This is a genomic window from Nostoc sp. S13 (genome assembly GCF_029379315.1).
Classification (GTDB): domain Bacteria; phylum Cyanobacteriota; class Cyanobacteriia; order Cyanobacteriales; family Nostocaceae; genus Nostoc.
In genome coordinates, this window is record NZ_JAQYWQ010000043.1 from 1 (window position 1) to 24,993 (window position 24,993).

A 24,993-nucleotide genomic window follows, 5' to 3' on the forward strand; every position below is an offset into this window, starting at 1 on the left:
AAAATTTGGTGGGGGTGCAAAAACGCCGATTATTCATCCACCAGTCGTACAGAATTCATTTTGAATTCTGACTCCTGACTCCTGAATTCTGTTCGATAAAAGTCAGCAGGAGTTGGAAGCGATGTTTGGATTAACCGATTGGAGACAAACTAAATTTTACCAGGAAGTAAAGGAAGAAACAAAGCAGGAAGTAAAAGAGGAGGTTCGAGAAGAAACAAAGTTAGAGACTATCCCCGTCTGCTTAAGTTTGGTTTAAGTATAGAGCAAATCGCCGAAGCATTAGAATTGGATGTTGAACAGGTACGACAAGCTATTGAGAAGCAAAAAGAAGAGCGAACAGGAAGTAATTAACAATTCAACATTCAAGAGAGTTTGATATTATGTGCGGCTGATTAGTTGTCAAAAGCGTGTTTGATACTCTACTACACCACGACTATCATCAGATAAATTAGTGGAAGCACGCACACGAAATTCGTCATTTATCCGGTAATTAACACCCCATTGGAAGGGGTCATTTGTTGTCAAAATTTTGATACTGGAAACGGATATCTTAGAAGAAATATCAACCCCAGCCTCTGCTGCTAATTCCAAAGTTGAAGTGCTCCTTCCCGCTTCGGGATTATCAGAAATAACGGTAGGAAATATCCGCAATTCACTCAAGCCAAAGGTACTCCCAATCTGGTTAAAAGCTGACTGAAAATTGTTAAACACAGCCGAACCTGCGATGTTAATCAGACCTAAAGTACTGTCACCACGTCCTTGGGTGTCTACAAATCCACCTCCTAAAAGAGCAACAATTTCGGTTTGACTACGTGACGGACTGCTTGTTAGTTCTAGATTTTCATTTAGTTTGCTGGCGAGACTATTGATAGTGGCTTCGACTCGAACACTCTCTAAAGCTGATAAACCTGTGGAATTTACCCGGCTGAAATCATTATTTTGAGTTACATCTAGTACCTTGGCAAATAGCCGAATGTTCAAGTATGGGTCGCGGGGTTGAGAGGAACTAAAAGTTGCAGTGTGTTTATAGCCAGAAGCAAGGTTAAATTGGGTAGTAAATAAATTGACCCCACCTTTCTCTAAGCGGATAGTACCATCGGGTATAGGCTGATTGATTGAGCCGTTAACTATGAGATTACCAGTGGCGCGGAAGCTGAGAATAGGAGGACGGGTAATTTGGACGTTTTTGCCTAGTTCCAAATCTAGATTATTAAATTTAGCGATCGCATTTCCCCTTTCATTGCCAATTTCAGGTTTGCTCTGCTTATTGGTATTTATGGGTGATACGCCAATACTACTGTTTGAAGATGAAGCGGTGCCGGTAGATTCTGCCAGCAATACCTGACCATCAAATAAATTTACTTTACCGCCAATTATGGGGTTAAGGGCAGAACCAGTAATCTGCAAATTGCCGCTAGCGCCTCCCTGGTAAAGTCCCTTGAGATTCAACTCTAGCTGATCATTGATATTAACAGTCAGGGGATTGTTGATAATCACGTTCTGATTGTTGAAAATGGGAATTTCTCCAGCAGCTTCTACCTTGCCACGACTAAATCTACCCTGAAGATTTTCTACTAAGATGCTGTCAAAATTAAACAGCACTCTACCTGTGACACCTCTCACCTTACGTGGCAAAGCCTGGGCTGAAAAAGTAGCATTATTAATAGTAGCAATTCCATTTACTTCGGGTTTTTTGAGTGTTCCGCGTACCTTCAAGTCTACTTCTCCTTCACCTTTCTCAAATACCACTTGATTAGTGAATGCGTTTAACAGTGCCAATCCTTCGTTTTCCAACTTCATATCCAGAGTTATTTGCTCACTGTCTGATGCCACAGAAGCAAAAGGCAATTTATAAGGTATGCTGCCAGTAATATCAACAGGTTTTGGGCCAGCAACCGCTACAGTACTACCAAAATTTAAGCGTCCGTTGGTATAGCTGAAACTTGCGATCGCTGACTCTATTTTGCTCTGATTTAGTATTCCTTCTGTGATTTGCAATTCCCCTATAGCTTGGGGATTAGCAATGCTGCCTGCTAAAGTTGCTGTAGCGTTAAGATTACCTGTGATTCCAACTGGCAGTTTAACAAAATTATTCAGTATTTGTACCGGAAAATTATTCACCCGCAACTGACCAGATTGTTCATCACCGCCAACGTTACCCGTGAAGGCAATCAGCCTGTTTTGAGATTCGATTCGTAAAGGTCGCAAATTTAAAACACCGTTCTCAAAGTTGCCTTCGGCAATCACGTTGTCGGCAGTATAAAAACGCTTTCGTTCCTCCTTTTTACCCCAGGCAAAGTTTTGTCCATTCAAATTAAATTCCACTGACAATCCATTGGCTGTAGCTGTATTTACAGCCACTTCCCCGTTGAAAGTCCCCTTTAAGTCTGCCAAATCTGGTATGGGAGTAGAATTAAGTCGCTGTTGTTCCTGTTCTGCTACCAGGACTTCAATTTCAGAAAACCGTTGGATTTGGTTAAATAAGGGCTGATTTGGCGCTCCTTGGGGAGTGGTGGTTAGATCCTCTGCTGTGCCGTAGATTTCTGCTGAACCACCTGGCAAATTTTGTAAATCAAATACCTGTGCTACAGCTAGAACATCTTCGATTTTACCCTGGTTGACATTCAGTTTACCTTGTAGTTGAGGGCCTTTAGGAGTTTGAGCCAAAGTACCCACAAGGGCATACCGACTGTTGCCTTTGACAAATTCGCTACTGGCGAGTGTGGCTTTACCGTTACCGTAGCGGAATTGAGCAGCTATTCGATCGCCTTTAACTCGGCCAATTTGCGGATTGGCGATCGCTAAATTTCCTGTTGCTGCCAATGTCTGCTGATTAAAGAGCAAATCCCCAGTTAACAACCCAGCTATCTTACCAGTACCCAAACGAGTAATTGCTGGCGGAGTCAAATTTAATATTTGCAAAGGGAAATTTGCAACTTTGAGTGTCCAATCATTCCCTTCAACATTACCTGTGGCTAATGCTTGCTGCCATTGTACTAAAAAAGATTTAGGGCGATTATTGGCATCTAAATTGAAGTCCAGGTGATCGCTTTTCCCTGCCAAGTTCAAATTTAAACCGCGTCCCTGTGCTGAATCGATGTTTCCAGTTAACAACGGCTCAAAAGCAATATTTTGAACAACCAAATCTCGTAAGTTGATTTGCCCGATCACATTTGGCAAAGGCAGCTTACCAGTGATTTGACCATTAAAATCTACTCTCCCCGCCACAGCAACCTGATTAGGAAGATTGATCGGTAACTGTTTTAGGTTGTAATTCTGGGCTTGGACGTTGAGATTTAAGGCAGTAATTTCCGGTATACCCGCTTTTGTTGCATTGGCTAATATATTACCAGTAACATTTAAACCTGGAGCAGTGGCTCGCTCAATGGTAAGCCTTTCACCATTCCAAGCGATCGCAGCCGTCAGGGGTTGCTCAAGGCCAGGGATACCTTGGGATAATTGCACCTGTCCAGCAGCCCGCACATCAGCTAATTTGGATGATCCAAGGGTGCCAACCAATTGCAACTGACCGCCAAATTCACCCCGCAATTGCTGATTTAACTGATTTAATTCCACACCGTCAGCATTAACTACAGCTTGATAGCGACCATTGGCCAATTGGATATTAGAGGCTGCGATCGTTCCACCTGCAACATTCAGCCGTCCCTGACCACTGGCTTGAATAGTTTGCGGTTTAAAAGAGTCAACAGAACCCGCCACCTTTACTTGACCAGTTAAGGTTCCCCGGAACTGCTTTGGTACTGCTACCAACTGCTGCAACGGGAGATTATTTGCTTGAACTTGCGCCTGATATACACGATTAGCCACTTGGATATTAGAGGCTGCGATCGTCCCACCCGCAACATTAATTAGTGCCTGACCGTTGGCTTGAACAGTTTGCGGTTTAAAAGGATCAACAGAACCGGCGACGTTGAACTGACCATTTAAGGTTCCTTGGAACTGCTTTGGTACTGTTGCCAACTGCTGGACAGGAACATTCTTAGCCTGAACTTGCGCCTGATATAGACCATCAGCAATTTGAATATTAGAGGCCGCGATCGCACCGCCACCAATAGCAAGGCGACCCTCACCACTGCCACGGAGGGTTTTTAGACTGAAATTCTCTCTGTTGCCTGCTATTTGGAACCTACCCGCCAACGGATTATTTAAAGCTGGGGGAGACTGTTTCAATATTTGTCCCAACCGCACATTATTGGCTACAAGTTCAGCAGAGAAGCTTTGGTCTTGCAGTTGGATATTAGAAACTGCAACTGTGCCGCCACCAATTTGAACTCCTCCACCATCAGTGCGAATCGTGGCAATTTTAAATGGTGCTGTGCTACCTGAGAGGATGAGACGACCATTGAACTGTGCCTCCCCCAAAGAGACATTTTGCAGTTGACTTTTGTTTACAAAGGGTTCCAACTTCACCCCAGAGGCAACAGCCACAGATTGCCAACGCTGATTGACATAACTACCAGTTGCCCGTACTTTACCACCACTGACATTCAGAGCCACATTACGGAAAGAGACGGTGCGATCGCTAGCGATTGCTACTTCGCCAGTTCCAGGGTAAGTTCCGTTAGGAGCTTGGAATTGTACCAGAGTTTGAACATTGGTAGGAGCGCCAGTTAGTTGGGCTGTCGCTGAGACATTGCCGATTTGAAAATTGGGTGTTGTTTCGTAAACTTTTGCGATCGCATCCCCTGGAACATTCTTAGCAGCGAAATTTAAATCCAGTCGCGGACTTTTACCGAGTTGAATTGTACCAGCACCTGTGATTTCACCACCAAGTTTAGCGAATCCTTGAATATCTTTCAGGGTAATTAAAGAAGAACTAGTCGCAAGCTCAAATTTACTAGTGATGTTATTAAAATCAACTTTGTCAATCCGGGCAGTTTGAATTGTGGCAACTGTGCCTGAGAGAATTGGCGCTTTTGTTGATCCGGTAATCTGCAAAGAAGCTTCTACTTGTCCAGCGATCGGCACAGGTAGTTTTACCTTAAGAGTCTCTTGGGCATTAGCTAAACTCACCGCATTTACACGCCCCGCCAACTTAAACCCGGCTTTAGAGTCGATGATTCCCGTAGCCACGAGAGGAATTTTGCCGTAGTTGGTAGTAACATTATTTAACTGCAACTCCGTTCCCTGGAAGTGGAGGTTTCCTTGGGTATTGCTCAACAGTTGCGGCACTTTCGGAATTTGAACTGTTACGCCTTGCACAGTAGCGTTGCCAAACAATAAAGTCCGCTGTCCTGGCATCAACCGAACAAACAAGTCACCATTAGCTCGACCCGCCTGTAAGTTCACTGGTAACTTGATTAAGCGAGTAATATCCGCAGCCAGAAAATCTGGCGATCGCAACTGAAAGTTCCCTGCTAGCATCCGAGAACGTGTCTCTCCCTGAATGGAAATACTGCCACCACTATCTGCTTGACCCCCGACATCAAACCTAATGAATTGGTTATTTGCTAAAAGTTGGGCAGATCCATTCAGTTGAGAAAATGTTACGGGAGATGAGGAGGATGTTGCTCCTGCTCTCCTCTGCGGCATCAACGCCAGCTTGGCATTGCGAAACCGCAGGTAGTCCAAATCGGTTTTAATTACGCTGCCTTCACCAGACGGCGCTATCTTAGTGGAAACCCAGCGCCCTTTCTCATCCTGTTCAATGTAAATATCTGGGTTAACTAAGGTGACATCTAGCTTTAGGTGGCGGTTAAAGATTAGTTGTAACAGGTCAAAACCCACCTCCACAGATTCGACTGTCGCCCGATCTGGATCTGTGGGTGTCGCTGGAATAGTTGAAGCTCCAAAGTGCACTCCCGTCAACGAAAATTGTGTGACTCTTCCCAGTTTTAGCGGCCGGTTGAGTGTAGTCGTGAGAGTTTGTTGTGCTAAGGGTGTTAATTCTGTTTGGACAAAAGTCCACAACCGCCAAATACCGACGACAATTGCAAACAGTAAAAGTCCGCCCAAGGCAATGCTACCCCGACTCAACACCAGCAACCACAAACGTTTGCGGATAGGGGAAAGGGAGTGATGATCTTGATTGGAAGGGTTAGTCATTTGCTTTGACAGTATTAATTGCCAGATATCGCTGGTACACACAAGCATTAACTGGCAGATTGATTCACTATGCCATTTCCAGGATACGCCAACTAAATCCAAGACTCATTGGTTGAGTTAGGGAATTTGCTACGAGCGATCGCCAAACATAATCCACTATTAGCGAGCGATCGCTAATAGTGGATTATATAGGACTGGTATTTGATTTTTGAAAAAAATCAGTACACCCCGAAAAGGCTTCTTTTTTACTCCAGTTGGTTTCCTGAGTATTAAACTCACCAAAATTAGCTAGCTGTATCAAAGCGATAAACGGCTGACTGCAAGCATTTGTAGTCGCCAATGTTGTAGACCTTTTTTAGGCGAGCGCGGCTATCTTTATCAAGACTCTTCAAGATAACCAGACGACCTTATACATTTCAATATTTCTGCAACAAACTAAATGTATCCTTAATGCTCCGCTTTTTATGGAAATTTTTTTAATTAAACTCTTTCGTTCTCAGTTACTTTAGATTAACTTCATAAAGTTTCGTCTTCTAAGTCAGTAGAGGCTGTTTTAATAATTCAGTAAATCTAGGGTTATGATCTATTCCAATATGAGCCTAAATTTATTTTAATGCTTTCTGATTAGCTGTAGCACCGAAGTACAGCACTGAATAGTTTTGCCTCATTGATAAATTTCATTTAGGCATCTGCTATCCATTTGGAATCCTCAAATAAAGAACATTTATATAAAGCTTTTAGAGAAAGTGATTACCCTTCATTTAAGAGAATATTAATGTTGTTACCTTAGTGAGATGAAGCAAAAGACAAAAAGATTTCTGAAAAATCTGTATTTGAGAACAAATCATCATTATCTTTCACGACAATAGTATTAAGCCATGTACAGTCATAACAGACGGGAAATAAGAACCTGGAAATTGAGAGGGAATCTCACATGACATCTTTTGAATCAAATGATAGTAACAGCATTGAAGCTCAGGGTATAAGTCTAGAAATCTGGCGTACAGAATGTTTAGTATTACCCATTCCAAAAATAGAGCCTAATGCTAATACTCCTGTAAAGCTTCATATTAATATTAGCAACAAAATGCTAACTCACTTTCGCTTCAACCGCTCTGGCACTTTAATTCCCCAGATTGTCGGGTCAGATGATCAAGTTTTACAAATGCAAGAACCGAAAAATCGGAGAAAAATTAATAAATATGATGATTATTTAGTTCAGCCAGGAGACTCTACTTTTACATTATTATATGCAAAACTATCTTGGGAAAATAAAAAGTTACAATTTCAAATTCCTGATTTACCTAATGAACCTAGTAATTATTGGACTGTCAATGATATCCAATTAGGAACTTATCAACTACGGTTCATATATCGCACTAATATTAAGTCATGTGCCTAGAGGATTGACAGCGCATGAAGATGTCGTTCTTGAGAGTGTAGCTAATATGACATCAAGTGAATCGAATGAAATTAATGCTGTTGAAGTAGATGGTGTCTGGTTTGAAACTCTAGTACCGGAGCAAATTTTGCGCTTACCAAAACAAAATATAGTACAGAAACTTCTGAGTATTTTGAAATTTTTATTACCAATACCGCCAGGTTATCTTTCCCCTAAATATTCTGTACAGATTGGTATACGAATTACTAATAACACCTCAACCCCCCTTAGATTTAGCTTTTATTTCACCATACTTCCAGAACTAGTGAATGCGTACGGTCTAATTCCATTGGAGGGTGGTTGGATTAGAGCTTCAGCATCTTTAGAATCTGATTACCCTCTCGCTATGCCAGGAGAGAGTGTAACATACTTTCCTGAGATAAAATTTTTTGGGACTTGGGGTAATCGATTTGGACTTAGCATAACCAGTGGAGATAGTGGTACATGGTTTTTTCAATCTCTCAAGCCAGGTAATTATCAGTTCCGATTTATCTATAACAGTCCAAATGAAAAGGCAACACTGTACAGTTCTGTGAGTAGAGATATGAACTTAATAGAAGGGATTTGGACGGGTGAAGTATTAACTCCGTTTGTGGAGTTACATTTAGCCCAGCTTTGAAGTAAACCTAAATTTTTATTTTCAACAAGACTCACAAGGCGAGGTCATGCATCATTTGTCCTAGCAGCAGTAGCAGTTATGACACTTGTTGGTTGGCAATGGCAATGGATAAACATACGTCTTGCTGCGATCGCTGGCATCTTAATTATCCCAGCTTTACTGCTCACTCAAACCAGGGCAGGATTATTAGCCTTACTGGTAGCCACTATCTATTTATTAGGACGCCAGCATTATAAGCTTTTAGTAAGAGCAACACTGGTGTGTTTACTGGTAATTGGCATCGTTACCACCACTAGGCAGATCAATAATTTACCTCTGATTAAACAAATCACATCAGACCGGGTTGATCTGTGGCAGTTAGCCAACTATAGAATTAGTCAGCGTCCCTTACTCGGATGGGGAATGGATGGTTTTGGCACCGCTTATTCCTATGTGCGCCCCGGCAAAAAAATAACTAAAGTAATTCGCTTGGGTGATTTTAGTTTCGATTACCAAGACGAAAATGGCGAAATAAAAACCGCACAACTACCCACAACTAAAGCACATAATTTAATTTTAGATACGATTTTATCAGTAGGATTACTGGGGATCGCATCCTACCTAGCCCTGTTAGGATGGTGTCTGTGGCAGGTGATCAAATCACCTTACCGGGGAATTGAAGCAGTCTTCATTGCCTATCTTGCCTTTACCTTCACCTGGTTTGAGTGCGCCCAATTTACGCATCTAGCTTGGTGGTCGCTCAGTATATCTGGAATGTCCCGTGTCCCGAAAATCACACTTTAAAACCGCTACGATCATCTGTTTGCTGTGTCTGCTATTGGGCAGCACCCAGTCAAAGCCAGAGTCAGAATGGACACAACAGATGGAAGCAGAGTTTCAGGCGCGTTCCCAACAAGCAATTACACTCTTTGCAGGCAGTAACTACGGTTCGACAGCCTTTGAGAACGAAAAAAGGTCTTACCCTAGAGCGATGATGGACTTTCTTGCAGGTAATAGAGAAAAAGCGATCGCCTTTCTGCAATCAGAAGACGCTGATGCCGATAGAAATGCTCACACCTTGGGAATTGACTTTTACTCTGGCTTTACCCTTAAAGGGCAAGTTCGCAAATACTTCTACTTTGGCAAATATCTTGACCCAAACTATCGCCAGCGCATGAAGAAAGCGATGGGGATTTTGACCGAAAAAGACCCACTGACACGTACCTTTCTTAGCCCTCGGAAATTTTGGTCGGCATCAACTGATAATTGCGATACTTGGGTAGACTGCCGCAATACGGATAATTTAAAAGCTATGCGGGAAGTAGGAGTCTATTTATTTGCTGAGGAAACAGGCAACGAAGAGACACGTAAAATATATAAAGAGCGCATCCGCCGCAATGTTCGCACTCTCTACCAAATTGGACAAGGGGAGTGGGATTCGGAAAACTACTTGGGACATGCTGTTACTACTTATGTAAATCTCTACGATTTTGCATTAGACTTATCCGGAAATGAGAACTTTATTTGGCTGAAACCTAGCTCTGGAGAGGGTTTTAGAGGTTCCTGTTTTATATAAGCTAAAAAGCCAGCTATGTAAGGGTTTCAGCTATTTTGAGGTTTATTTGTGGATAGGTCTATTAGATCGAGAGGTAAAATCTCTGGCTAAATCTGCACTCGATTGGTTTTTCACTGAAGGCGCTTTGAAATATTGGCGAGGTGGATTTGGTGGCCCCTCTAAGCGCGACTATAGTCAAGGTAACTGTGTTTGGTGTTCTCTGGCAACTCATGAATTAGGGCTATATTTTGGGGATTCACCCCTGGCAGATCCTAAACCAGATGCCGACGAAGTACACCTAATTACCAGCAGTTACCGTCCACCATTAGCTGTTATTGCCTTAGCACACAAGGAATTTAAAAAACCTCTAGAACTACTCAATTCCAAACCAACTTACGAAAACTGGAAACTAGGAAAAGACGCAGCACCCCAGTTTTACGAAACCCTTTATTTCGGTAACACTTTCCAACTAGGGACATTAGTTCAAGGTTCTGGTGGGGACTGGAATGGTTTTAAAATGATGGCGTTTAATACTAAGCGTGGGGTAGATTACTTTATCGCAGCTACCGGAACAGACTCGACTTCAATATCCACTTCATCCATTGGTGGTGACAACGTTGCCCAGTATCGTAATTTGGTAATCTGGCTCAATAATAAACCACTAGCACCGTTTCAATTTTTCTTACCTAAATCAGCCTTGATTGAAACTCGCTTGGGTGTAACTTTCATCAGTTACGAAAAGACATGGGTGGCGTTAACACCAATTAATTTGCACCTGGAAGGGATTAATTTAACAGCCAATAAAAAAATTCAGTCACGATATCCTGATGACCAAATTCTCACTGCTGCCGGTACTGGGAGAACATTAACCGGATTTGCCATCGAAGTCGGTGAGCAACAAACCTACGGCAGTTGGGAGCAATTCCAGCAGTCTGTGGTGAAAAAGTCGCGTTTAACTCTGAACTCTTCTAATAATGGAGTGGCTGAGTATCAAGGGGTTTTCGGTCAAGTAAAACTGCAATATCAGGGTAATAAATTACCAAAAGTTTGGCGGAATGGACACTACCACGATTGGCGTGATCATTTCGCCCTCTACCAAAGTGCTGATGGTAATAAAACCCCGATTTATTCAGGATGGAAGTCAAGTAAGCTTAAAATTGAGGCGGGTGGGTACAAGTTCCAGAGTCAGAGCGAATAATATAAAATCTCACTTTTCACACTGAACTAACTTGTGTTAACTAGCGCACATTCGGTCAGATTTGGCGGAATGTTTTTTTGATTATGAAGTCAAGTGAAAGAAAATCACTCCTAACAGAAATCGTTAATTACTACTGTGGCAGTACATATCAACTACAAATCAGATATTTAGTTCATAATTCCAAATCCGGTTCTTGGCCTTTTCAGGAAAATCTGAATAGAGTGAAAATTGTTCCTGTGACTTTGCCTGAGGCACAATCTAGAACTTTAATATTAATAGACCTTAAAAAAGACAGATGATTACACCAATGCGTGTTTTTGTGTTAATGTTTAATGCTCGAACGGAAAATGAGGGGATTCACACGATTCGGGAGGGCGATCGCAATAAAATTCTGATGTTTGAGTCAGAAGACGACGCCACGCGCTTTGCCCTGATGTTGGAAGCTCAGGATTTCCCCTCACCGACACCAGAACCGATCGATGCTGAGGAAATCAAGGAATTTTGCGAAAGTGCTGGATATGAATGGGAAATCATCCCAGAAAACAGCAATTTAGTTGTTACTCCCCCAGAACTTAACGTCGAAGAAACCGACTGGCAAGCAGATGCCCAGAAGAAGGATACTATTGAAGACACCTTCCCTCTCAATCAACACCCAGTAGAAGAACCAGGATTGTCTGATTCTGAACTAGAAAAAATTCGTCGCAAATTGGAAGGATTGTTGTAATTTGTCATTAGTCATTAGTCATTGGTGAGCCAGTGCGGTCTTCTCCCAAAGAAAGAGGCTAGCGCCAACTCTTGCAGACACTACGTGAACGCGGAGCGTCTCCAAGAGTTGGGGGTTTCCACGCCACTTGATGCCAGTGCGCTCAAGTCGGGACCGCCCACACGCCTGGCTCCTCCACTTGAGGAGACCCCAAGACCGCAGTAGCTCCCCATGAGCAACTGGTGCTAACGTAGCGGTAGCGAGGTACGAGCGTCACCCGAAGCGTCATTGGTTATTAGCCATTGGTCGCTTGACTAATGACATAGACGCCCAAAGGGCGGCTGATCGTAAGGTAGGACAAAAGACTAAGGACAAGTGACAGAGGACAAATGACAAATTTGCAGGAACGCGGACATCTTTTAACCGAGTTGGTAAATCCTAACAGTCTTAACTTAGACCAGCTCAGTTCTCTGGAATTGGTGGAGCTGTTTAATAGCGAAGACCAAAAGGCAGTTGCGGCGGTTGCGGCGGCGAAAATTCAGTTGGCACAAGCAATTGAGCGCACCGCAGAGCGTTTGCGCCACGGAGGACACCTATTTTATATCGGTGCGGGTACAAGTGGCAGGCTAGGGGTGTTAGACGCTGCTGAGTGTCCACCTACTTTTTGTACGCCTCCAGAGTTGGTACAGGGGATTATTGCTGGTGGTGCGGGTGCGCTGGTACGTAGTTCTGAGGATTTAGAAGACAGCATTGAAGATGGTGAGGCGGCGATCGCCCAAAGACACATTACCCAACTAGATGTAGTAGTTGGTATTACTGCTGGTGGGACAACACCTTATGTCCACGGTGCGCTTCATGCTGCTCGTCAACGGGGAGCCACTACTATTTTTATCGCCTGTGTTCCGGCTGAACAAGTTAGCTTTGATGCCGATATTGACATTCGCCTATTGACAGGGCCAGAAATAATTGCCGGATCAACTCGCCTGAAGGCTGGTACAGCTACGAAGTTAGCTTTAAATGTCCTTTCGACTGGGGTAATGGTCAAGCTAGGCAAAGTTTATGGCAATCGGATGGTAGATGTGGCAGTCACAAATCAAAAGTTACGCGATCGCGCTTTGCGAATTTTACAAGACCTCACAGGTTTAAGTCGGGAAGCTGCTGGTTTTTTACTAGAACGTAGTGGCAAGTGGGTTAAGCTAGCGCTATTAATGCACTGGACTGGTTTAGAAAAAGACGAGGGCGATCGGCTTCTTTCAGAACACCAAAGTAATCTCAGAGCAGCTGTTGTGAGCTACAAAAACGACAAACAGCCCTGAGAATTTCTTTATCACCGATTGTGCCAGTTGCGTAAGTCGTGTATTATTTACCTGCAAAGCTTGGAGTGCTGAGAGTTGGTTAATGATTTGGTGTAGAACGTTTTCTACAGGATTGTCAGCAACTTGTGTCTGTTGGAGGGCGTTACAGGAATCTATAAAAATGGCGATCTGATTGCTATTTTACAAGATGTATCTGGAGGTGGTTTTCTTCTGGGCGTGGACGTTAATTATGTCTAAAACTTCTCAACTTTAGCAATACTTCGCCAAAATTAGAGGATTGGGGCTAGACAAAAAAGCTAAATTCCTTTGAGTGTAAGGGTTTCATGCTTTAGGATTGGGCTTTAAACCCATAGCCGGAAACCCTGATTCTGCGGGCGTTCTAAAAAATTGGCGAAGGTATTGTATATGGCTGCTACTTGTCTTAGTAGCACGTCTTTTTTTAAAGATAATATTTCCCAGAAAAGTTCACTACAACTGCTCTCAATGAATAAATGTAAATTTAAATTAATATTTTTATCATTTATTGCTAATCTCAATAACTAAAGCAAAAATATCTAGATACTGCTAATCTTTTTTAAACAGAAATTCAGAACTTATACGGATATAATTCCCTATAAAAATTCTTAAAATAATATATCAATACTGAATTCATCTTTGTGGGCTATAGCAACCCACTGGAGTGATGAAATATTAGCAGAAAAGTAAAGTCTCCCAATAAAAAACTCTATACTAGATCACTTATTTACTAGCAAGATTTTTGCTATCCTCCATCTACCTTGCTTTTAATAATCTTGATTTAGGCTGCTATATAGCAAATGTATTTGTACTTATTGACATGTCTGCTGACCACTATCTAGTGTGGGTTTTTCAAGACTTGGCTTTTTAATAACAGGAAGAAAGTATGTCCCACGGGGAAGTTATTTCAAATAATCTAGTAAATGAATTTCAAACTTGTACTCAGCTGCAATATAATGGCAAATTAAACATTAAAAGTTCAAAGGGCAGCCAATGGACTTTTTACTATCGGCTGGGACGCATAGTTTGGGCAACGGGGGGAACTCATCCTTTCCGACGCTGGCGTAGACATATGGCTCAAAATTGTCCCCAGATTGATGTTGATAAGTTACAGGTGCGTTTGCAATACCTATCAATCGATTACTGGGATTATCACCTTTTAGAAATCTTGTATAAAAGGCAGAAAATCCAGCGCGAACAAATTAACTCTATTGTCGAGAGCACGATAGCAGAAATATTATTTGACGTAGCTATGCAAGGAAATTTTGCTTCTATAAGTTGCAATCGCAGTCAAGAAGTTATCTTAGAAACACCAATGAGCTTCACCAATGCAGAAATGTCGGTAAAGCATATGCAAGACTCGTGGAAAATTTGGTCAGAAGCTGGTTTAGCAAATTTTTCTCCTGACTTGGCGCCATTTCTGCGGCGACCAGAAAAACTCCAGGAGATGGTAAGTCCATCTGTCTACAAAAACTTTGTCAATTTCATCAACGGCAAATTCACTCTGCGAGATTTAGCGGTGAAAATGAAGCAGAGTGTACTGCCACTCACCCGTTCCTTGGTTCCTTATATCCTTAAAGGAATCATTGAATTGGTGGAAGTAAATGACTCGCCCTTAGAAATTACTGAAGTCAACAATAACTCTACCACCACACAACTAAAGAAGCGGACTGCTCCCCTAATAGCTTGCGTCGATGACAGCCCTCAGGTATGTAAAATGCTAGAGGATATTATCACTTCCAATGGATTGAGGTTTGTCAAGATTCAAGATGCTGTACAAGCTCTACCAACGCTCATTCAGGATAAACCAGACCTGATTTTCTTGGATCTAATTATGCCAGTTGCCAGTGGTTACGAAATTTGCACTCAGTTGCGACGAATATCTGCCTTTGCCAACATACCAATAATCATATTAACAGGCAATGATGGTTTTTTAGATAGAGTTCGTGCCAAGGTAGTCGGTTCTACAGATTTTCTTACTAAACCCGTAGTCGCTGATAAGGTGATGGCTATAATACGTAAATATTTACCTGCATCGAGTGTATCCATCGACAAGAATAAATCTAATTTAGAGGTTTTTAATTAGGAGGAATTAGAGGCTAAGTAAGTGGGGAAGAGTAAATCAAACTAGATTACGCAATATAAAATTAATAAAATTAGCTCGTAGTCAGGGCTTCAGTCCTTGGTATAAACCTTTAATTATTCATATCTAGTTACTTATTTATAAAGAAAATATTAACAGTACTTACGCCAAAAGGCAGTGAAAGCCTTGATTTACGGTAGCGGGAATTCATGAATTGCTACTACATTTCGTACTTGATAGCCTAAGTTCTAATTAAATGCAAGGTGTGTTAGACGAGAGTATGGCACTAAAAGCCTGGAATAGTGTCCTACTCTTATCTAACCTACCCTACAAAACTACTTAAATTTTTTCAAAAACAATTTACGATTCCTATATTAAGTTATGTTTAGCACGTATTTTTACTGAGGCTGATACGTAAAGATTGAATCAAGATTAGACAAATACAAACTTTTGTATTTTATAGCAGTCCTGTTTGAGTTGTGAAATAGTGGTTAGGGCAAAGGGGTTAGGGGCTAGTAGCGGAAGGCGGAAGTCAAAAGTTATTTGTACTGAGCGTAGCCGAAGTAAAAGTCAAAAGTCAAAAGTATTACGGAATGGACTTTTTAGGGTTTTTAAATGGTTGCTCGTCTTGCAAAGTTCTGCGGGAAATGCCGCTCAGACTTTGCGCTATTTACGCCGTGTTGTACTAGTCGCTTGCATGTCTTTGTTGAGGAATCATTTAGGATTTGTATGTCTAATTTGTTTACATTCTGAGAAAGGTTTAACGAGTAATTGCCATGAATACTGTTTTAGTTGTTGAAGATGGCTTAACCGATATGGAAATAATCAGCCGTTACTTGCAACAGGCAGGTTATTCTGTGATTAGCGCCACAAGCAGTGAAGAAGCTCAAGACAAAATAGATAAAAAAAAGCCAGATCTAATATTACTCGACGTAATTTTACCGGGGAAAAGTGGCTTTGAAATTTGCCGAGAATTGAAAAGCAATCCCAACACTAGCAAAATACCTGTGGTTTTTTGCTCTACTAAAAATACTGATGTAGATAAAATTTGGGGTAATATGTTGGGGGCTGATGGTTATCTATCAAAACCGATTGAACGAGAAGAATTACTGGTAATTTTGAATCAATTGATTAATAAGTAAGAATGCAATAAAGAAACAGTCAATCAAAGTCACTAATTCTAAATTAAATAATCACTGCAAATAGTGGTTAAAGATAAATCATCTACGAGAAAGGATAAAGAACTTTGGAAACCAAGGAAAAGTTTTTAAGCTTTAATTTGGGAGTAAGGGATACAGCCGTAATTTCGTTACAACACATCACAGAAGTTTTGCAAGTATCATTACCAGAAATATGTGGCGTTCCTGAGATGCCCAGTAGCGTTTTGGGTATTTATAACTGGCGCGGTGAAATGCTTTGGTTGGTGGATTTAGAGGCCATGTTAGGTTATCCTCCAATTTCGCAAGGATCAAATTTACTTTCAATAATGATGGGGATTGTTCTGGAAAACAAGGGTAAGTATTTGGGACTATTGGTGCGACAGCTTATAGATATTGAATGGCTGGATACTAAGCAAATGAAACCCGCAACTACTGAATTATTTTATCCTAAAACCTCACCTTTTTTACAGGGATACTTTATTAATGATTCGGAGGAGATGATTTTTAATTTGGATGCCATAACGATTATTCAAGCTCCCATGTGGGAGATTCATAATTGAACATTTGATAATGAGTGATTAGGCATACTATTTTGACAACTCATAATCCTTAATTAGCAAATACGAGTCGATTCTTACCTGCCAAATATCAAATTACTACCCATCACAATTTTTGAGGTTAATCACATGACATTTTTGTATAAAAATAGCCAAGAAAATGAGAATATAATCTCGGAATTAGAAAATATTAATGGTGACGCTAATATAGCGAATATTGCTAGTGATGAAATATCTTTATTAAATGCGATCGCTGAGGAATTTAAAAGTTGGCGGCGACAGTTGCAAGATATTACAACTCATCTGCGCCAAGCGCCAGACCTTGATACACTATTCAAAATTACTGTAGCGCAAATTAGAGAAAAGATTGGCTGTGATCGCGCCTTAATTTATCAGTTTACTTCCCTGGAATCAGGTAATGTTTTAGCAGAATCCAGAACACTAGGTTGGACACCGACTTTAGGCGAAAATATTCCCGGAATTATTTTTGGTTTATATAGCAATAAAGACTATATAGAACCTGTAGTTGTTGACGACATCAATCAGATTCAACTTACCCCTTATCAAAAGCAGCTGCTAGATAAATTTCAAATTAAAGCTAGTTTGAGTTTACCGATTGTAGTAGAAGGTAAAGTATGGGGGTTACTGGCAGTAAATAATTGCCAATCAACGCGGCAGTGGCAAGAGGTAGAAATTAGTCTACTATCTCAAATTACAACAGAACTCACCTACAAATTACAGAGCTTTGAATTTCACAAAGAAGTAGAAAATCAAACACAGGCAAAAAAATCAGTAGCTAAAGTCATCGATAAAATTCTCCACGTATCAAATATCGATAAGATTTTCCAAACAACCACTCAAGAAGTACGTCAATTACTAAAATGCGATCGCGTCGGTGTTTATCGCTTCAAACCTGACTGGAGTGGCGAGTTTATCGCGGAGACAGTGGGTAATGGTTGGATAAAAATGGTCGGTCCTGATTTTAAAATGGTCTGGGAAGATAGCCACTTACAAGACACTCAAGGAGGACGTTATGCCAAGGGTGAAACCTTTGTAGTTAAGGACATTTATCAAATGGGCCATGCTCAATGTCACATTGATATTTTAGAGCAGTTTGAAATGAAGGCTTACATGATTGCGCCGATATTCAGTGGAGAGAAATTATGGGGCTTGCTGGGAGCTTATCAAAATTCTGGGCCGCGTGATTGGCAATCTTGGGAAGAAAGCTTTTTAACTCAGATTGGCTTGCAATTTGGTGTGGCCATATCACAAAGAGAATATATCGAGGAAGTACAGACGAAATCTGATCAACTAGCTCAGATACTTGAACAAGAGAAAGCTTTAACCAAGATAGTCAACCGCATCCGACAAACCTTAGATGTAGATAGCGTTTTCAAAATAACCACTCAAGAAGTACGGCAATTACTAAAATGCGATCGCGTCATAGTTTTTCGCTTCAATGCCGACTGGAGTGGTGAATTTGTCGCTGAGTCAGTGGTTAGTAATTCGATAAAACTGGTAGGGCCTGATATTAAAACTGTCTGGGCAGATACCTACATACAAGAAAATAAAGGGGGTCGATATGTCCAAGGTGAAAGTTTTATTGCTAATGACATCCATGAGGTAGGTCATTCTTCCTGCCATGTTGAGATGTTAGAGCAGTTAGAAATTAGAGCTTATGTGATTGTACCTGTATTTTCTGGGGAAAAATTGTGGGGATTATTAGCAATTTATCAAAACTCCATAGCTCGTGATTGGCAACCTTGGGAAGTCAGCTTTTTGATTCAAATTGGTTTTCAATTTGGTGTAGCTGTATCACAGGCAGAATATCTTGAACAAGTGCGAGTTAGGTCTGCACAACTAGCTCAGTTAGCAGATCAAGAGAAAGTTTTCACTAAGATAGTCAACCGCATCCGCCAATCTTTAGATGTAGATAGCGTCTTCAAAACAACTACTCAAGAAGTGCGTCAATCACTAAAATGCGATCGCGTCGCCGTCTATCGATTTAACCCTGACTGGGGTGGCGAATTTGTCTCTGAGTCTGTGGGTAATGCTTGGACAAAACTGGTAGGCCCTGATATTAAAACCGTTTTAGACGATACCTACTTGCAAGAAACTCAGGGAGGTAGGTATGTCAGAGGTGAAAACTTTATCGTTAATGATATCTATAAAGCAGGGCTTGCTCCCTGCCACATTGAGATTTTAGAGCAGTTTGAAGCCAAAGCTTACATAATTGTTCCTATATTCTTTGGGGATAAATTGTGGGGCTTGCTGGCAGCGTATCAAAATTCCAGCACCCGTGAATGGCAAAGCTGGGAAGTTAACTTTTTAGTTCAGACTAGCTTGCAATTTAGCCTAGCTAAATCACAGATAGACTATTTGGAATTAGTTCGGGTAAAATCTGATAAACTAGCTCAGATAGCGGAACAAGAGAAAGCTGTTACCAAGATCAGCAACCGCATCCGGCAATCTTTAGATGTAGAAGAAATCTTCAAAATAACCACTCAAGAAGTACGGCAATTATTACGATGCGATCGCGTCTGTGTCTATCGCTTCAATCCTGACTGGAGTGGTGAATTTGTGTCTGAGTCAGTAGGTCATGGTTGGGTAAAAGTGGTAGGCCCCGATATCAAAACTGTCTGGGAAGATACCCACTTACAAGAAACTCAGGGAGGTCGATATGCCCAAGGGGAAAACTTTGTTGTGAATGACATTTATCAGGTAGGTCATTCTACTTGCCACATTGAAATTTTAGAGCAATTTGAAGTCAAAGCTTATGTAATTGTTCCTGTATTTGTTGGGGAACAATTGTGGGGTTTGCTGGCAGCTTATCAAAATTTGGGAACTCGTGATTGGGACGAATCGCAAGTCAATTTGTTAGCACGCATTGGCAGTCAGTTAGGACTGACATTACAACAGACCGAATATATACAACAAGTCCAAGCGCAGTCAGCAAAATTAGCAGAAGCAGCAGCACGAGAAAAGGCAGCCAAGGAGTTACTACAACAGCGATCTATTCAACTCCTAATAGCCCTTAAGCCCGCTCTCACCGGCGACTTAACGGTACGCGCACCGATTACAGAAGACGAGCTAGGCACGATCGCTGATGCTTACAATAGTACTCTGCAAGCACTGCGACAAATCGTTATTCAGGTACAGGGGGCCGCTCAACAAGTTGCCCAAACTTCTAGCAATAGCGACGCTTCATTAGCGGGATTGACCAATCTAGCGCAACAACAATCTGAGGAAATTACCGCAGCTTTAGGCGAAATTCAACTGATGGTGGACTCTACTCAAGCTGTGGTGGTAAATGCTGAGTTGGTGCAACTAGCAGTGCAACAAGCCAATCAAACTGTAGAGTCTGGCGATACTGCGATGAACTTGACTGTCAAAGCAATCCAAGGAATTCGTGAAACAGTTGCTCAAACCAGCAAAAAGATTAAACGCCTCAGTGAATCCTCGCAAAAAATCTCCAAAGTGGTGAATTTGATTGGTAATTTTGCCACACAGACAAACGTATTAGCTTTGAATGCAGCCATTGAAGCCACCCGTGCCGGTGAATATGGCAAAGGTTTTGCAGTTGTAGCTGATGAAGTCCGTTCTTTATCTCGCCAGTCAGCAGCAGCCAGCATTGAAATTGAAAAATTAGTCCAAGAGATTCAAGCAGAAACCGGAGAAGTTGCAGTAGCGATGGAAACTGGCATTCAGCAGGTGGTAGAAGGCACAAATCTTGTCAATGACACTCGCCAAAACTTAAATGCGATCGTTTCTGCAACTGCCGAAATTAGTCAGCTAATCGAGCGAATTACCGCAGCAACTCAAAAACAAATGACCCAATCTGTAACAGTAACTAAATCAATGCAAGATGTAGCAGAAATTGCTAATAAAACTTTTGCTGAATCTCAAGAAATTGCTACTGTGTTCCAAGATTTATCAGGAATGGCAAAAGACTTATTAACAACTGCTGGTAAGTTTAAAGTGAACTAAGTAGGGAGTGGGGAGTGGGGAGTGGGAAATGACAGCTTTTGAAATTCGATCTTATCAAGATTTAAAAGTTTGGCAAGAAGGCATGAATTTAGCTGAAGCTTGCTATCAGCTAACTATTGCATTCCCGAAAGAGGAACTTTACGGAATGACTTCACAGATTCGTCGGGCAGCTGCATCAGTTCCAGCAAATATAGCTGAGGGCTATGGACGAGAGTATTGCCCGGAATACATAAGATTTCTCCGAATAGCGCACGGCTCTCTCAAAGAGCTAGAAACTCACTTGTTACTATCAGCTAGAGCCAAAGTTGGACTTACAGATACTCAACTAGTCACTCCAATTTTGAGGCAATGTGAATCTGTAGAAAAACTACTCCCTGCTTTGATTCGTTCTTTAGAGAATAAGGGGAGTAGAGAGTAGGGAGTAGGGATTACGCCTGATGTGAATTAAAAAATCCCATTTTTCCATAAGGATTTCCAGGCTTGCACAAAACCATCATTTTGTAATCATTAACGAAACTGAAAGGTTTTCAACTCTCAATTCACATTATACGTAAATTTCAATCTTCCCCATTCCCCATTCCCCACTCCCCACTCCCCACTCCCCATTCCCCACTTATGATCACAGATAAAGAAATTCGCGAACAAGGATACATCTACTTTCTGGCTGAAGCCCCAGAATTAGTACAAATTATTGAACAAGAACTATTTAGCCTATCGGAAGATTATAGCATTGCCAAAGTTCACAATTTAATGCGGGCTACTCATACACTTAAAGGTGGAGCCGCTAATGTTGGGCTAGAAGTAATTAAGATGATAGCCCATTTTTTAGAAGATGTATTTAAGGCTCTATATAATCCAAAAGTGGTAATTGATGCCGAATTAAAAACATTTTTATTACAAGGTTATGAATGTCTGAGTATAGCATTAAATACTGAGCTAATAGGCAGTACTGTTAATGATGAAGAACTGCTCCATCGAGCAACTTCAGTGTTTGTACAGTTGCAAGAAAAACTGGGTGATGCCTTTGGTGCTGAATCTCATATTCCCAGTTCTGAAGAATTGGGATTTGATATTGTGCAGTCCGTTTTTGAAGTGGGAGTAGAACAACGTCTAAACACTATTGCTGAGGTTGTTAACAATCCACCAAATAGTGACGAATTTATCGAGTTTTTAGACTCTCAAGCTGAAGTGTTTTTCGGCTTGGCAGAATCTCTAAATTTACCTGGATTGAGAGAAATTGCCCAAACAATTTTGTCAGCGTTGCAAGCAAATCCTACCAAGGTGCAGCAAATTGCAGAAATTGCTCTTGCAGATTTGCAACAAGCACAAAAACTAGTATTAGCAGGCGATCGCACATCTGGTGGAGAAACTTCTCCAGGTTTACGAAAACTCACGGTCGTGGCAAATAATCAGTTATCTGAAGAATGGCAAAATGATTCATTTGCTGACCCATTTTTCATCGATGAAAAACGATTTTACCAGTTTATCACTACATCTGATAACAATAAAAACCAATCCGTCAACCCCACAACTGCAAAGTTTTATTTAAAAGTAATTCGCTATATTTTTGGCTGGTTTAATCACCAAATGGAAGTACCAGAGCCAGAACTCAGTTTGACCTTACTGGTTCCCACATTAGAAAGAATAAGTCTACTTAATTATATCGAAAACTGGCTGAAAAAGTTTATTGATTTTGTTCAAGATGAAGACGATAGTCAAAGTCTTTGTATTTATCGACGTGGGATCATCTTAATTATCCTATTTGCAGTTGCAAAATTTGAATATTCTATTAACGCTTCTGACAACTACATCTTAATAATTAAAATATTACAAAAGCAAATTCATCTATTAGCACAAAAATATAAAGATTACCCTCCTGTTACTAGCAAAGAGAAAAATTGGCTTGATAATCCCAAGTTACAAACACTGTTAGTTTTTAAAGAAATATCTAAATCCGTATCTCCTCAAGTAACTGATAACTTACTAGAAGCAATATGGGGAGAAGAAACTAGCCAAAATATTGCTGCTGAAGTCGTGACGATCCAGACTGATGATTCATCAGAAAAGCTTGATTCATTAACTGTCATTGAGCCGATAGTTTCTGAAACAGCTATTGAAGTCATGCCTGATTTAGCTACACAAATCAACAAAGAAATAGAAGATAAATCACAGTATATTCAAACTAAAAATTTGCGCCAACCTTCATTTATTCGAGTAGATACAGAGAGACTGCAACACCTCAATTATTTAGCAGGAGAATTGCTGATTTACCAAAAACGGCGTAGTTTGCAAGATGAACAAGTCAAAGAAATAATTGAGCAATTAATACAGCAACTCACTAGACACCAAACAAGTTTAAATGAATTACGTGATTTACCATTACAAATACAAAACATTACCTCACAACAAACGCAAGATTTTGCAGTGAATTTTGACTCTCTAGAAATGGATGTATATACAGAATTTCATCTGACATTGCATGAAGCAATAGAAGAGGTACTGCAACTACAAGAAACTACCGAGTCTCTTGACTTGCTCGTAAGGCAAGCTGCTCAAATTAGTGACAAACAAGAGAATTTAACTCTTAATATTATAGATAGTTTAGTAGAAGCACGAATGTCGCCTTTGGGCAATATTCTGAATCGCTTCCCCCACATGGTAAATAAGTTGGGAAATGTTTATGCCAAACTTGTAGAATTGAAACTTACTGGTACTGCGGTGCTAGTGGATAAAGCGATCGCAGAAAAGCTCTACGATCCCTTATTACACTTAGTGCGTAATGCTTTTGACCACGGTATTGAAACTCCGCAAGTTCGCCGAGAGCTTGGTAAACCAGAACAAGGTTTAATCGAAATCTGCGCCTATCATCAGGGTAGCCAAACTGTTATCGAAGTTCGGGATGATGGTCAGGGATTGAATTTAGACAGAATTCGCAGAAAAGCTGTTGAATTTGATCTCATACAAACTGAAGAAAAAACTACAAGCTCTGCTTCTAATCTGGCTGATACTGAAGTTTTAGATTTGATTTTTTCGCCTGGATTTTCTACTGCTAATAAAGTGAGCGAAATTTCTGGGCGCGGTATGGGTTTAGATATTGTGCGTACTCAGATGCACGCACTGAATGGCTCAATTTCAGTTGAATCCTTACCCAACCAAGGAACAATATTTATACTCAAAATTCCTTTTTCTATGACTACAGAAAAGTTAATGCTAGTTCAAGCCAAAGGTGTTGTTTATGCCCTTCTTTTGGATAGTATCGAAAAAATATTGATTCCCTCTGAACAACAGATTAAAGAAATTGAAGGGAAAAAAGTCTTGCATTGGAATACAGACAATGATGATAGTATGGTCAGTCTCCGTCAACTTTCAAACTTGATTGATTATAATGGTTCATTCATTAATAGTGCTACTCCATACAACACATCAAATACTCACGACCCAAGCATAGCGAAAAATCCGGTGCTTTTGCTCCGACGAAATCAGGGAATGGTTGCTTTAGAAGTTGACCAAATAATTGGTGAACAAGAACTAGTAATTAGACCTTTAGGAAATGCGATCGCATCACCAAAATATATTTATGGTTGTAGTAGTTTAGCCAATGGTAATCTCATCTTAGTGATTGATGCTTTATTGCTGGTAAAGTTTGGTGAGATCCAACAAACAACACTTGATATCAGGGTGCTACCAATAGCTTCTTCGTCAAATAAAAAAGCCTTGCCGATATCAGGACATAGTTTTTTATCTACACCATTACTTACTGCATCTACTTCTACAACAACTATAGAAACTCAACTCAGTTATTCTGAAGAACCAGATAATAAATCACCAAAAAGTGCATCTACTTCCACAGCAGATGTAGAAACCCAACCCAGTTATTCTCAAGAACCAGATAATAAATCGCTAAAAGTTATTTTAGTAGTAGATGACGCAATTAGTCTCCGGCAAACTCTATCTCTGACTCTGCAAAAATTTGGCTATCAAGTAATACAAGCTCAAAATGGTATAGAAGCTCTAGAAAAGTTGCAGTTACATCCAGAAATACAAGTTGTCATCTCCGATTTAGAGATGCCACGAATGAATGGTTTTGAGTTGTTGAGTAATTTCCGTCAATACCCCAATTTAGCAAAAATACCTGTAGTGATTCTCACTTCTCGCAGCTCTGAAAAACATCGTCAGCTTGCCCAAGAATTGGGTGCAAAGGCTTACTTGACCAAGCCTTATTTAGAGCATGAGTTTCTTTCTACAATTAAGGGTTTAATGAATAGTAATACAGATGATTTAAACCATTCACTCCTAATGGTAAATCATTAATAA

At 40.7% G+C, this 24,993-nt stretch carries 13 protein-coding genes and 1 pseudogene; 13 read left to right on the plus strand and 1 reads right to left on the minus strand.

The window, feature by feature from the left end:
- Nucleotides 1-399: 399 nt before the first annotated feature.
- On the minus strand, nucleotides 400-6,066 hold the full coding sequence (locus PUQ00_RS15255; RefSeq protein WP_300418012.1) for a translocation/assembly module TamB domain-containing protein: 5,667 nt from the start codon (nucleotides 6,064-6,066) through the stop codon (nucleotides 400-402).
- A 934-nt stretch (nucleotides 6,067-7,000) separates the two neighbouring features.
- Here PUQ00_RS15255 and PUQ00_RS15260 point away from each other — a divergent pair.
- The 13 genes and pseudogenes from PUQ00_RS15260 (at nucleotide 7,001) to PUQ00_RS15320 (ending at nucleotide 24,990) form a co-directional block, all read left to right on the plus strand.
- Complete coding sequence (locus PUQ00_RS15260) at nucleotides 7,001-7,468, plus strand: hypothetical protein (protein WP_300418015.1); 468 nt, start codon at nucleotides 7,001-7,003, stop codon at nucleotides 7,466-7,468.
- A gap of 46 nt (nucleotides 7,469-7,514) precedes the next feature.
- Entirely contained in the window at nucleotides 7,515-8,126 is a 612-nt protein-coding gene (locus PUQ00_RS15265; protein WP_300418018.1) for a hypothetical protein, read from the plus strand.
- A gap of 78 nt (nucleotides 8,127-8,204) precedes the next feature.
- The gene (locus PUQ00_RS15270) at nucleotides 8,205-8,909 is read left to right on the plus strand and encodes an O-antigen ligase family protein (RefSeq protein WP_300418021.1); all 705 of its coding nucleotides are present in this window, start codon (nucleotides 8,205-8,207) and stop codon (nucleotides 8,907-8,909) included.
- Nucleotides 8,910-8,988: 79 nt separating this feature from the next.
- A pseudogene (locus PUQ00_RS15275) lies at nucleotides 8,989-9,600 on the plus strand (hypothetical protein); the annotation flags it as partial.
- A gap of 127 nt (nucleotides 9,601-9,727) precedes the next feature.
- On the plus strand, nucleotides 9,728-10,858 hold the full coding sequence (locus tag PUQ00_RS15280; protein WP_335029142.1) for a hypothetical protein: 1,131 nt from the start codon (nucleotides 9,728-9,730) through the stop codon (nucleotides 10,856-10,858).
- Nucleotides 10,859-11,153: 295 nt separating this feature from the next.
- Nucleotides 11,154-11,582, plus strand: a complete 429-nt coding sequence (locus tag PUQ00_RS15285) for a DUF3110 domain-containing protein (RefSeq protein ID WP_300418022.1) — start codon at nucleotides 11,154-11,156, stop codon at nucleotides 11,580-11,582.
- Between the two features lie 368 nt (nucleotides 11,583-11,950).
- The gene (gene murQ / locus PUQ00_RS15290; RefSeq protein WP_300418025.1) at nucleotides 11,951-12,877 is read left to right on the plus strand and encodes an N-acetylmuramic acid 6-phosphate etherase; all 927 of its coding nucleotides are present in this window, start codon (nucleotides 11,951-11,953) and stop codon (nucleotides 12,875-12,877) included.
- Nucleotides 12,878-13,778: 901 nt separating this feature from the next.
- Complete coding sequence (locus tag PUQ00_RS15295; protein ID WP_300418027.1) at nucleotides 13,779-14,978, plus strand: response regulator; 1,200 nt, start codon at nucleotides 13,779-13,781, stop codon at nucleotides 14,976-14,978.
- A 773-nt stretch (nucleotides 14,979-15,751) separates the two neighbouring features.
- Nucleotides 15,752-16,117: a response regulator gene (locus PUQ00_RS15300; protein ID WP_300418030.1), complete on the plus strand. Its 366-nt coding sequence runs from the start codon at nucleotides 15,752-15,754 to the stop codon at nucleotides 16,115-16,117.
- A 104-nt stretch (nucleotides 16,118-16,221) separates the two neighbouring features.
- The gene (locus PUQ00_RS15305; protein WP_300418033.1) at nucleotides 16,222-16,695 is read left to right on the plus strand and encodes a chemotaxis protein CheW; all 474 of its coding nucleotides are present in this window, start codon (nucleotides 16,222-16,224) and stop codon (nucleotides 16,693-16,695) included.
- 126 nt (nucleotides 16,696-16,821) lie between these two features.
- Nucleotides 16,822-20,679, plus strand: coding sequence for a GAF domain-containing protein (locus PUQ00_RS15310; protein WP_300418035.1), 3,858 nt, complete (start codon nucleotides 16,822-16,824; stop codon nucleotides 20,677-20,679).
- A 28-nt stretch (nucleotides 20,680-20,707) separates the two neighbouring features.
- Complete coding sequence (locus PUQ00_RS15315; protein WP_300418038.1) at nucleotides 20,708-21,097, plus strand: four helix bundle protein; 390 nt, start codon at nucleotides 20,708-20,710, stop codon at nucleotides 21,095-21,097.
- A 197-nt stretch (nucleotides 21,098-21,294) separates the two neighbouring features.
- Nucleotides 21,295-24,990 (plus strand): response regulator, encoded by a 3,696-nt coding sequence (locus tag PUQ00_RS15320; protein ID WP_300418041.1) that lies wholly within the window; start codon nucleotides 21,295-21,297, stop codon nucleotides 24,988-24,990.
- The last annotated feature ends 3 nt before the right edge of the window (nucleotides 24,991-24,993 follow it).

Excerpts from the sequence above, each read along its gene's own strand:
- PUQ00_RS15255 (WP_300418012.1), bottom strand. The coding sequence starts at position 6,066 with ATGACTAACCCTTCCAATCAAGATCATCACTCCCTTTCCCCTATCCGC.
- PUQ00_RS15260 (WP_300418015.1), top strand. The coding sequence starts at position 7,001 with ATGACATCTTTTGAATCAAATGATAGTAACAGCATTGAAGCTCAGGGT.
- PUQ00_RS15265 (WP_300418018.1), top strand. The coding sequence starts at position 7,515 with ATGACATCAAGTGAATCGAATGAAATTAATGCTGTTGAAGTAGATGGT.
- PUQ00_RS15270 (WP_300418021.1), top strand. The coding sequence starts at position 8,205 with ATGACACTTGTTGGTTGGCAATGGCAATGGATAAACATACGTCTTGCT.
- PUQ00_RS15285 (WP_300418022.1), top strand. The coding sequence starts at position 11,154 with ATGATTACACCAATGCGTGTTTTTGTGTTAATGTTTAATGCTCGAACG.
- murQ (WP_300418025.1), top strand. The coding sequence starts at position 11,951 with ATGACAAATTTGCAGGAACGCGGACATCTTTTAACCGAGTTGGTAAAT.
- PUQ00_RS15295 (WP_300418027.1), top strand. The coding sequence starts at position 13,779 with ATGTCCCACGGGGAAGTTATTTCAAATAATCTAGTAAATGAATTTCAA.
- PUQ00_RS15300 (WP_300418030.1), top strand. The coding sequence starts at position 15,752 with ATGAATACTGTTTTAGTTGTTGAAGATGGCTTAACCGATATGGAAATA.
- PUQ00_RS15310 (WP_300418035.1), top strand. The coding sequence starts at position 16,822 with ATGACATTTTTGTATAAAAATAGCCAAGAAAATGAGAATATAATCTCG.
- PUQ00_RS15315 (WP_300418038.1), top strand. The coding sequence starts at position 20,708 with ATGACAGCTTTTGAAATTCGATCTTATCAAGATTTAAAAGTTTGGCAA.
- PUQ00_RS15320 (WP_300418041.1), top strand. The coding sequence starts at position 21,295 with ATGATCACAGATAAAGAAATTCGCGAACAAGGATACATCTACTTTCTG.